9 protein-coding genes are annotated in these 10,174 nt (G+C 47.1%); 5 read left to right on the top strand and 4 right to left on the bottom strand.

Features of this window, described 5'->3' with window-relative positions:
- Positions 1-11: 11 nt before the first annotated feature.
- Both IQ270_RS24435 and IQ270_RS24430 read left to right on the top strand, forming a co-directional pair.
- Positions 12-1,112, top strand: coding sequence for a glycosyl transferase (locus IQ270_RS24435; RefSeq protein ID WP_193975776.1), 1,101 nt, complete (start codon positions 12-14; stop codon positions 1,110-1,112).
- A 400-nt stretch (positions 1,113-1,512) separates the two neighbouring features.
- The gene (locus tag IQ270_RS24430; RefSeq protein WP_193975775.1) at positions 1,513-1,929 is read left to right on the top strand and encodes a secondary thiamine-phosphate synthase enzyme YjbQ; all 417 of its coding nucleotides are present in this window, start codon (positions 1,513-1,515) and stop codon (positions 1,927-1,929) included.
- Here the strand turns inward: IQ270_RS24430 and IQ270_RS24425 are convergent.
- Positions 1,916-2,431 (bottom strand): heme-binding protein, encoded by a 516-nt coding sequence (locus IQ270_RS24425; RefSeq protein WP_193975774.1) that lies wholly within the window; start codon positions 2,429-2,431, stop codon positions 1,916-1,918. The genes IQ270_RS24430 and IQ270_RS24425 overlap by 14 nt on opposite strands.
- 431 nt (positions 2,432-2,862) lie before the next feature.
- On the opposite strand from IQ270_RS24425, the gene IQ270_RS24420 reads away from it, so the two are divergent.
- The 3 genes from IQ270_RS24420 (at position 2,863) to gltD (ending at position 5,978) form a co-directional block, all read left to right on the top strand.
- Positions 2,863-4,068 carry an EAL domain-containing response regulator gene (locus IQ270_RS24420; protein ID WP_193975773.1) on the top strand — a complete coding sequence of 402 codons (1,206 nt, stop codon included), beginning with the start codon at positions 2,863-2,865 and terminating at the stop codon, positions 4,066-4,068.
- Positions 4,069-4,143: 75 nt separating this feature from the next.
- Entirely contained in the window at positions 4,144-4,455 is a 312-nt protein-coding gene (locus IQ270_RS24415; RefSeq protein WP_193975772.1) for a hypothetical protein, read from the top strand.
- A gap of 38 nt (positions 4,456-4,493) precedes the next feature.
- Positions 4,494-5,978 carry a glutamate synthase small subunit gene (gene gltD / locus IQ270_RS24410; protein ID WP_193975771.1) on the top strand — a complete coding sequence of 495 codons (1,485 nt, stop codon included), beginning with the start codon at positions 4,494-4,496 and terminating at the stop codon, positions 5,976-5,978.
- A gap of 382 nt (positions 5,979-6,360) precedes the next feature.
- On the opposite strand, the gene IQ270_RS24405 is transcribed toward gltD, so the two are convergent.
- From IQ270_RS24405 to priA, 3 genes are all read right to left on the bottom strand, one after another.
- The gene (locus IQ270_RS24405) at positions 6,361-6,774 is read right to left on the bottom strand and encodes a type II toxin-antitoxin system HigA family antitoxin (RefSeq protein ID WP_193975770.1); all 414 of its coding nucleotides are present in this window, start codon (positions 6,772-6,774) and stop codon (positions 6,361-6,363) included.
- A 19-nt stretch (positions 6,775-6,793) separates the two neighbouring features.
- On the bottom strand, positions 6,794-7,057 hold the full coding sequence (locus IQ270_RS24400; protein ID WP_193975769.1) for a type II toxin-antitoxin system HigB family toxin: 264 nt from the start codon (positions 7,055-7,057) through the stop codon (positions 6,794-6,796).
- Positions 7,058-7,393: 336 nt separating this feature from the next.
- Positions 7,394-9,979: a primosomal protein N' gene (gene priA / locus IQ270_RS24395; RefSeq protein ID WP_193975768.1), complete on the bottom strand. Its 2,586-nt coding sequence runs from the start codon at positions 9,977-9,979 to the stop codon at positions 7,394-7,396.
- Between the last annotated feature and the right edge of the window lie 195 nt (positions 9,980-10,174).

Below are 10,174 nucleotides of genomic sequence, written 5' to 3'. Positions count from 1 at the left end.
CCCCATTCCCAATGTCTCGACCAACATTATATATTGCCATCACCAATCACGGATTCCGCCACGCTGTCCGAGTCTCCTCCGTAGCAGCAAAAATTCAAGAATTAAACCCCGATATTTTATTAATTATCACAACAACTGCGCCTCGCTGGCTGCTAGAATCTTACATTACTGGCGACTTCATCCTCCGTCCCCGCGCTTTTGATGTCGGAGTTGTGCAAGCTGATAGCTTGCATATGGATAAACAGGCGACGCTGGAAAAATTGCGGGAAATTCGGAAAAAGCAAAATTCGCTGATTGCGGGGGAAGTTAATTTTATTAAACAAAATCGCGTGGGTTTGGTGCTGGCAGATATTCCTCCTTTAGCAACGCGAATGGCCGCAGCGGCTGGGGTTCCTTGCTGGATGATGAGCAATTTTGGCTGGGATTTTATTTATCGAGATTGGGGCGGGGAGTTTGTAGAAATGGCTGATTGGATTGGTGAATGTTTCGGAAAGTGCGATCGGCTTTTTCGTCTCCCTTTACACGAACCGATGCCCGCTTTTCCTAATATTGAAGATGTCGGTTTGACTGGTGGCAATCCTCGCTACAGTAACGATAAAATTCGGGAAGTATTCGGAATTAAATCACCGCTGCAAAAAACTATATTGCTGACTTTCGGCGGACTGGGTTTAGAGGCAATTCCTTATCACAATTTACAGCAATTTAGCGACTGGCAATTTATCACTTTTGATGCTGGCGCTCCCGATTTGCCGAATTTGATTAAAGTCAAAAATCCAGAGTTTGCACAATCTTTCCCAATTTTACCGCGTCCGGTCGATATGATGCCTGTCTGCGGCCGCATGGTTTCTAAACCTGGATACAGCACTTTTTCGGAAGCTTTGCGTTTGGAAATACCTGTTGTTTCTATAATGAGAGAAGGTTTTGCAGAAGCTCAGATTTTGCTCGAAGGGCTGCAAAATTATGCTGAAAATCAAATTTTGACGGATGCGGAGTTTTTTGAGGGGGATTGGGAGTTTTTGCGACAGCCGCTGCTGTCGCCGCTTTTGTCGGATAAGTTGGATAAAAATGGTACGGAGGATATTGCCCAAGCTGTTGTAGACTATTTTGAATAGGGTGATTGAAATCTGGCTTAGACAAATTTTCGTTGGCTGGATGACGGCGATTGAAATCGCGCCTATACTAACAAAGTCGGCCTCCGCCGACTGAAGAGTTTTGCATCAGTCTCATCTCAAATAGACTTCTTGCAAAAATAGTTAGGACGAGCCTCAGAGCAACGTCCCACAAAAATCTTTTTTTCTTGTGGGATGACACGCGAGCATCGTCCCAAAATTTGATTAAAAGGACTGAGGCAATCTTGTCTAATATAATACCTATTTTAAAAACTTTTGCTACAGCCCCGGCCGGACACGGCAGTGCCGTTTCCCTACAGACTATAGCTTATAATTTGTATGTAGCACTAATTTTCAGAATTGGTATAAAATCTAAAATCTAAAATCTAAAATCTAAAATCTAATGCTTCATCACCAACAAATACTCAAGATTAAAACTACAGGCAAGTCTCTGTACAATATCAGTCTTAAGATAGAAGATGTGGTGGCGAATTCTGGTATAGAAACGGGACTTTGTAGCTTATTTTTGCGCCACACTTCTGCTAGCTTGGTGATTCAAGAAAATGCTGACCCGGATGTACTGACGGATTTGGCTAACTTTTTGGCTAAACTGGTACCGGAGGGCGCAAGTTACATTCACGATGCAGAAGGCCCAGATGATATGCCGGCTCACATTCGCACCGCGCTGACTCATACTTCCGAACAAATCCCGATCGCGCGCGGTAGATTATTGTTAGGAACTTGGCAGGGAATTTATCTGTGGGAACACCGCCAGCGCGGTCACATTCGCGAATTAGTTGTTCACCTCAGCGGCGTTTAATCGGAATTTGCACTTCGCTGATTTTAGTTGCTTCTGGTGTCATCGGGGAATTGTAAAAGAAGCGACGCGGCGGCCCGACTATTTCGTATTCGGGATGTTCTTGAAGCCAATCTTTGAGTTGGGAGAGGTTATTTTCGTAGCTTTCCCAATTGTATGCCCCCCGCACGCCGATGCTGACAACCGTCATCGGTGCAGTATCCGTAATTTCCACAGCAGAGTTAACGCTGCTGGGGGCGATATTTGGTGAGGGGTAGAGGAAGGAAACTTCTGCAACAGGAACTGCATCGATTTGTTCGGAAGTTGCCGTGTAGCGCGCTTCTACTGGCGTTGTCATGGCAATTTGATTGTTGCTGATGTGTTGAAATAAGGGATTGAAAGCGATTCCTGTTGCTTGTCGCAAATCGCCTGCGTGGGTGTAGGTGACAGCGCGGTACTGAGGATATTGCTTAACTTCTATGACGCCAATTTGTGCCGGCTCAGGGAATCCATTAGGTAATGCCATTTTAGATTTTAGATATTAGATTGAGGAAAGACTGACTCTGCAAGGGTTTCCAAGTTGCTGGCAGTTGCATTTTTTGTAGGATTGTTTTTAGCAAATGTTATAAATAGAGTGATATTGTTTGCAGACGATCGCTCTAACGGCACAACCAGTTTAGCAGTTATTCAGGGCAATGCTAACTGTCCATCGCCTAGAATTAGTTGAGAGATTTCTTAATTAACCTCATTAACCTCGTAATAATACGGACGGCGCTAAATAAGCAGAGAAACATTAATCTAGTTGTCCTTGAAAAATTAGCGTTTTTCAGAGGCGTCTGCTATTTTTGTCGGAAAATATTCGGCTTTGCGGGTCGAGCGAGCTGTGCGTTTTCAGTTATTGCCTGATTATCGCGCTCAGCAACGCCGCTCAATTATACTGCTTTCAGGGAATGACATATGAAAAAGATTTTAGTGATTGAGGACGATCGAGTAATTCGGGAGAATATTCTCAAACTCCTCAAAGCCGAAGGTTTCGACGTGACAGGTGAAGAAAATGGGGTGCAGGGTTTATGTGCGGCGGTGTCAAATCTTCCTGACGTGATTCTTTGCGACGTCACGATGCCGGAACTTGACGGGTACGGGGTGCTGGCGGCCTTGCGATCGCATCCTGTTACTGCTACAGTACCTTTTGTTTTTCTCACTGGTAAAGCCTCGCGCTCTGAAGTGCGGCAAGGCATGGAATTGGGAGCAGATGATTACCTGACTAAACCTTTTACTAAAGCTGAACTTGTCGGCGCCGTATCCAGCCGCTTGAAAAAACAAGCAGCTCTAGTCCAACAGCAGCATAATTTGCCATCGCAAAGCAGCGCATTGCTCCAAGATGCCACCGACAAATTAAAGCAGATAGAAACAAGTTTGCGTGCAGCCTTGGAAAGAGAAGAATTCCAAGTTTACTATCAACCGCAGGTCAATGTCCAGACTGGTAAAATCATCAGCGCCGAAGCTTTGGTGCGCTGGCTGCATCCAAAAAAAGGGTTGATTTCGCCCGCCGAATTTATTCCAGATGCTGAAGCAACTGGTTTCATCGTACAGTTGGGCGAGTGGGTTTTGCAGACAGCTTGCAGACAAATACAGGTTTGGCAAAATGCTGGTTTTTCCTTGCAGCAAGTAGCGGTGAATCTGTCCCCCCGCCAATTTTACCAACCGGATCTCAGCAGCAGAGTTGCCGAAATATTAGCAGAAATTGGTTTAGCACCGAGCAGTTTGGAATTAGAACTCACCGAAAGTATGATGGTGAAGGATTCCGAAAGTGCGATCGCCACTTTGCAACAATTGAAAAATTTGGGAGTTTCTATCTCTATTGACGATTTCGGCACTGGCTATTCTTCTTTAAGCTATTTGACACAATACCCCTTCGATGTTTTAAAGATCGATCGCTGTTTCATCAGCAACATTACCGACGGCTGCACAAATGCAGCGATTGTCAAAGCTATTATTGAAATGGCGCACAGTCTCTGTCTTGAGGTAATTGCCGAAGGAGTAGAAACCGAAGCAGAAAAAGATTTTCTGTGGCGCTACGAGTGCGATGCCATGCAAGGATATTTATTCAGTCCTCCTGTGCCGGCTGCGGATTTTGAAAAGTTGCTGGAGGTCGGCGAATAGAGGAACGGTGAAGGCAATATTTGTGCTATCATATAGGATCGCGATTGTATAAAATCTTAAATTGATGCTTATTTTGTGCTGGATTGGCGATCGTCAGCAATTAGCGAAAAATTAAACATCGCGATCGCAGGTCTTTTCGATGCGACTCCCGACAATTGGTCATTCCCGGCGATATTGAAGATTTTAGGTACGGCACTCCCGGACGCATCAGACCTTGATCACCGGGGTTTTTCCCCGATTTGTAAGCGAGAATACATAATTTTAGCCAAAACCCCTGTTTTTGACCGCCCGTGCGTCCAGGACTATACGAATTGCTCGATCGAAAGTGCGATCGCACAAAATTTATATCACAATAGTTATTTCAGAAGCTACAAGCTTCAGCTTTGATAACTGCCAGAATAGTAAATTCTAAGAAAGACACCGTTATGGGAAAACCAACAGGCTTTATCGAATTCCTCCGCGAATTGCCCTCCGAGCTCTCACCAGTCGAGAGAGTCCACAACTGGGACGAATTTCACCTACCGATGGAGGAAGACAAACTCCGCACCCAAGGCGCGCGCTGCATGGACTGCGGCATCCCATTTTGCCACACCGGCTCCCTGATTAGCGGCATGGCCAGTGGCTGCCCGATCAACAACCTCATCCCCGAATGGAACGACCTAGTATATCGCGGACTGTGGAAAGAAGCCCTAGACAGACTGCACAAAACCAACAACTTCCCCGAATTCACCGGCAGAGTATGTCCCGCCCCCTGCGAAGGCGCTTGCGTGCTCGGAATCAACAACCCCCCGGTGACGATTAAAAACATCGAAGTCGCAATTATCGACAAAGGCTGGGATGAAGGCTGGATTACCGCTGAAGTGCCCGCCAAACGCACCGGCAAAAAAATCGCCATCATCGGTTCCGGGCCCGCCGGTTTGTCGGCTGCGGCGCAATTGAACAAAGCCGGTCATTTGGTAACTGTATACGAAAGAGCCGATCGACCAGGCGGCCTGCTAATGTATGGCATCCCCAACATGAAGCTAGACAAAGAACAAGTCGTCATGCGCCGCCTCAAAGTCCTCGAAGACGAAGGCGTAACATTTGTCTGCAACACCGAAATCGGCAAAGACTTACCAGCAGAACAACTCCTAAAAGAATACGACTCAGTTGTCCTCTGTACCGGCGCCACCAAACCCCGCGACTTAGGCATTCCCGGCCGCGAATTAAAAGGCATCCACTTCGCAATGGACTTCCTCACCGCCAACACCAAATCAGTTCTCGACAAAAACACTAACGATAACTTCATCTGGGCCACCGGCAAAGATGTGGTGATTATCGGCGGTGGCGACACCGGCACCGACTGCGTGGGCACCTCCATCCGCCACGGCTGCAACAGCCTAGTACAGCTAGAAATCCTGCCCAAACCGCCCTCCGAACGCGCCGCCAACAACCCCTGGCCCGAATGGCCAAAAGTCTACCGTCTCGACTACGGCCAAGAAGAAGCCGCAGCCAAATTCGGCGATGACCCCCGCGGCTATCTCACCACCTCTACCAAGTTCGAGGGCGACGAAAACGGCAACGTCAAAGCCGTACACACCGTCGAGGTGGAGTGGGCGAAAAACGAAAAAGGGCAGTTTATTCCCAACCACATTCCGGGTACAGAGAAAGTCCTACCAGCCCAGCTTGTCTTGCTGGCGATGGGCTTCCTGGGCCCGGAACAGCCCTTGCTGGATGCGATGGGATTGGAACGCGACGCGCGCAGCAACATTAAAGCCGAGCACGAAAAATATACAACCAGCATTCCGGGAGTTTTCGCGGCGGGGGACTGTCGCCGGGGACAAAGTTTGATTGTTTGGGCGATTAATGAAGGGCGCGGTGTGGCCCGCGAGTGCGACCTTTATCTGATGGGCGAGACCGATTTGCCTTAGTTGAGTGGGTTTACAGGACACTCCAAAAGCCCAAGGAGTATCAATTTAAACTCAAACCTAGTCACAGATTGCTGGCAAGACTATTAAGGCCAGATCCCCCCTAGCCCCCCTTCTTAAGGGGGGAACCGGAATCTACTCAAAGTCCCCGCAACGATGCGGGGGATTTAGGGGGATCTAGACTAAGGTGCGAACGAGATTTATCAAGGCTTTCAAGTGGTGTTGACACTCCTTGGGCATTGGCGTGTCCCTACTTATTTATAGCAACTGCTCATCTACTTATTTTGCTAAAATAAAATTACATAAACAACATAAATTCGATCGATTGTTCAGGCCGATCAATTTACAAAACATTTAAATAAGTCGATAGAGAGTGGGAATTAGATTAATTTTGCTCAAGAAATTGCCCCGGCGATAGGTGAAAAAACTCAGCTAATTTCTGAATTTGACTCACTGTCAGTTCCCTGTTACCATTCAAAACCTCAGCCACCATAGACTCAGTAGAAAAAATATCAACCAAGTCTTTTTCTGAAAGCTCAGCTTCAACCATCAAAGCTTTGAGCAATTTAATCCCCTTTAGCACAGGCATTGGCTCATGTTTTTGTTCGTAATCATAGACAAGAATACCCAGCACATTTAAGTAATCTCTGTCATCTTGCGTCAGTTTTCGGCGATCCAAAATAGAATTAATCCGATTTTGGGTAGCAATTAAGTCAGCTTCACAACTAATCGGGCGTGGGGGAAAAGCTACGATTAACTCAATGTAATCGCTACTAGGAGTTTTCAAACCAATCGTCATTTTTCCAATTCTCCTGATCCTATTCTGAATGAATTAACACACTGCGCACGAATACTTTTTGGTATTCATAATCTATATAACAGATTAGTCGATAATTATTGCCACCAATATTAAAGACTGTAAAATTACCTACTAAGTCAGCGGAGGGAAAGACTTGGCGTACCTCAACAAAGTTTTGCCACTCAGCCTGAGAAGTACGCTGATACCATATTAATAGACTTGGTTCAGCATTGGGGTGTTTTTCCCAAAATTCTCTCAGCGATTTTCGGCTGATGACACGCATTAGATAATTATTTTATTTCTTGTTTGATGAGTATCATAGCTTTAAGGTGCGTCAGCTTGGAGATTTTCGATTGTTGATACAATTGTCGAAGCTGACGCACCCTACGATTACACGCATTAGATAATTATTTTATTCCTGGCTTGATAAGTATCATGGCTTTTAAGGTGCGTCAGCTTGGAGATTTTCGATTGTTGATACAATTGTCGAAGCTGACGCACCCTACGATTCTACCGTTCAAATTACGTTGTTTTCTTCAGTCCACGGAGGTGGACATTGTTTGTGTAGACGCGGTTTCAACCGCCGTCTTATTGGGGATTCTGGCTTATCCATCCCCAATCAACCAAAATTTAACGGATCGACATCAATAGTTAAACTAACAGAACGCGGCGTGCGTGAAGCGAAGCTATCCCGAAGGGAATCGCGCAACCCGACCAAATCCGACAAATCCAGCGACTCATCCACAGGTAACTTCAGCAAAATCTGCCACCGATAGCGGTTCGCCACCCGCATAATCGCCGCCGGTGCAGGCCCCAACATCTCGCAACCCGGTAAAGACAATCGATCGATATATTCACGACAAACAGACGCCAATTGTACCGCAGTCACCGCAACTTCCGCCGCATCCACACTACTCAACCGCAACAAAACCAACCGCCCCGAAGGTGGATAATTCAGCGCGACTCTTTCTGCTAATTCCGTCTCCACAAAACCCGCATATTCGTGCCGCCTCACAGCTTGAACCACTCGATGTTCGGGAGTGTAAGTTTGAATAATTACCCGCCCCGGATCGTCGCCTCTCCCCGCACGTCCCGCAACTTGAGTTAATGTTTGAAAAGCTCGTTCGCTGGCCCGATAATCGGATAAGTTCAGCAACCCATCAGCCGAGACAACTCCTACCAACGTGACTCCAGCTAAATCCAACCCTTTCGTCAGCATTTGCGTCCCCAACAAAATGTCAGCTTCTCCATTAGCAAATTGCGTTAACAATCTCCGGTGGTCGCCCTTATTTCTAGTCGTATCGCTATCATACCGAATTGCCCGCAATTCGGGAAACAATCTGGTTAGTTCTTGTTCGACTCGCTGAGTGCCGCTGCCGAAATTTTTGAAGTAAGGAGAACTGCATTCAGGACAATTTTGAGGGTGTCTTTCTGTGTGGTTGCAGTAGTGACAGCGCAATATTTCTGCTGTGCCTTCGCCGATGTGGTGATAGGAAAGCGAAACATCGCAGTTCGGGCATTCCATCACATAGCCGCAACTCCGACAAGAGACAAAGGTACTGTGTCCTCGGCGGTGAATAAACAGGATGCCTTGCTGTTGTGTTGTTTGCAATTGTTCCAGCGCATTTTGCAGTGCAGTGCTGAAAATTGAGCGGTTTCCTTGCCGCAATTCTTGGCGCATATCGACTATTTGAATCGGCGGCATTGGGCGAGAGTAGATGCGTTCTGGTAATGATAAATAATGGATTGTTGGTAGGGAGGAATTATTGATTTGAGTTTCGACAACAGTCTCTAATGCTGGTGTTGCAGAACCTAAAATTAAGGGACAATTTTCTAATTCGGCGCGCCATTTGGCAACGGTGCGGGCGTGGTAGCAGGGGGCTGGTTGGTCTTGTTTGAAGCTGCTGTCGTGTTCTTCATCGAGGATAATTAAGCCGAGGTGCGGTAATGGTGCGAAAATGGCCGATCGCGTGCCGATGACAATTTGCGGCGTTCCTGTGAGCATCTGGCGCCATGTATCGTAACGTTCGCCGTCGGATAGGGCGCTGTGGTACACGCAAATTTGCTCGCCAAACCGGGCGCGGAATCTGTCTGTAAGTTGGGGTGTCAGGCCGATTTCCGGGACGAGGACGAGCGCAGATTTGCCGCTTGCTAAGATTGGGGCGATCGCCTGCAAATACACTTCAGTCTTACCAGAACCGGTAACGCCGTGCAACAGCACTTGACGGAATCCAGAAAAACTATTAATAAACCCTAAAGCTTCTGCTTGAAAACGAGTTAAATTTTTCGGTGTATCGGGCAATTGAGCAATTGGGCGATCGCCCCTGAGAACTTCCCTTTGGTCAATTACCACCCTACCTTTTTGTTCCAAAGCTTTGACAACCGAAGCACTCGTACTGCAAATTCTCAGCAAATCGTTCATCCACATTTCACCGCCGCCCCGACGCAAAACTTCCAATACTTCTTGTTGGCGCTTAGTTAAATCCGTGACAAAAGCGCTGGGGATTAATGTCACTGCCGGTTTTAGTTGTGGTTTCGGAGGATTGGGCGGTTCTAAATAACTTTCAACCCAACCGCGTTTCAATAAATCTTTCAATCCCCGATAACTTCCCTTGACTTGGCGCTGAAGGTATTGCCAAGTATAATCGCCGTTTTTTTGAGCTTGCAGCAACTGCAAAATTTGACTGGCTGCGGGATTGAGAAATGTTTCGGCATTGGGAGAAATTGCGTCTTTAATTAACCGAATTCGGCGCACAGAACGGCTTAACAAACCGGGTGGCAGTGAAGCTCTAATTACTTGAATTAGTGGCGTGCAATAATAGGCGGATACTCGAGCGAGTAATTCCCAGTAAGTAGGCGGGAAAAAGCCCGTAGTGACAACATCTTGGACATCTTTAACCCGCGCCGGATCTAAGTCGGTTGGCAGTTGAGAAACGAACCGAATTGCGATCGCTCCTACCTGTTGACTGCCAAAGGGTACACTCAAAATATCCCCCGGCTGCACGTTCATTTCCGCAGGTAAGCGATAGGTAAATAACTTGTTTTCCTCGCCTCCGGAGTCCCCCGCACCCCTGAAAGGAGAGTCTACCAACACCTCGATCCACTGTGCCCGCACAGCGGGGCGACTCGGCGGTCGATCGCTGCCGTAAAATGCCCCAGACTCAGCAGCTACAGGCGTTGATAAACCAAAAGTTACAGTAGACATAGGGTTGCACTTCAAACTAGGAGGAGCCGCAATCAAAGGGCGTTTTGATTATCCCTCAGTTTACCGCAGTCGATCGAGACTTACGCAGAACCTATATTTTACTCGTTTTACTCGTTACCAGGCTCTTCCTGGTAGCGCCGATCCGGAGACTCTGCCTCCCTAACTCTATGTCGAGACAGAGCAAGAGTGATATAG

The organism is Microcoleus sp. LEGE 07076 (assembly GCF_015207455.1).
GTDB lineage: Bacteria > Cyanobacteriota > Cyanobacteriia > Cyanobacteriales > Microcoleaceae > Microcoleus.
The sequence above is the reverse complement of the archived record's forward strand: the minus strand, read 5'-3'. Positions and strand labels throughout refer to the sequence as shown.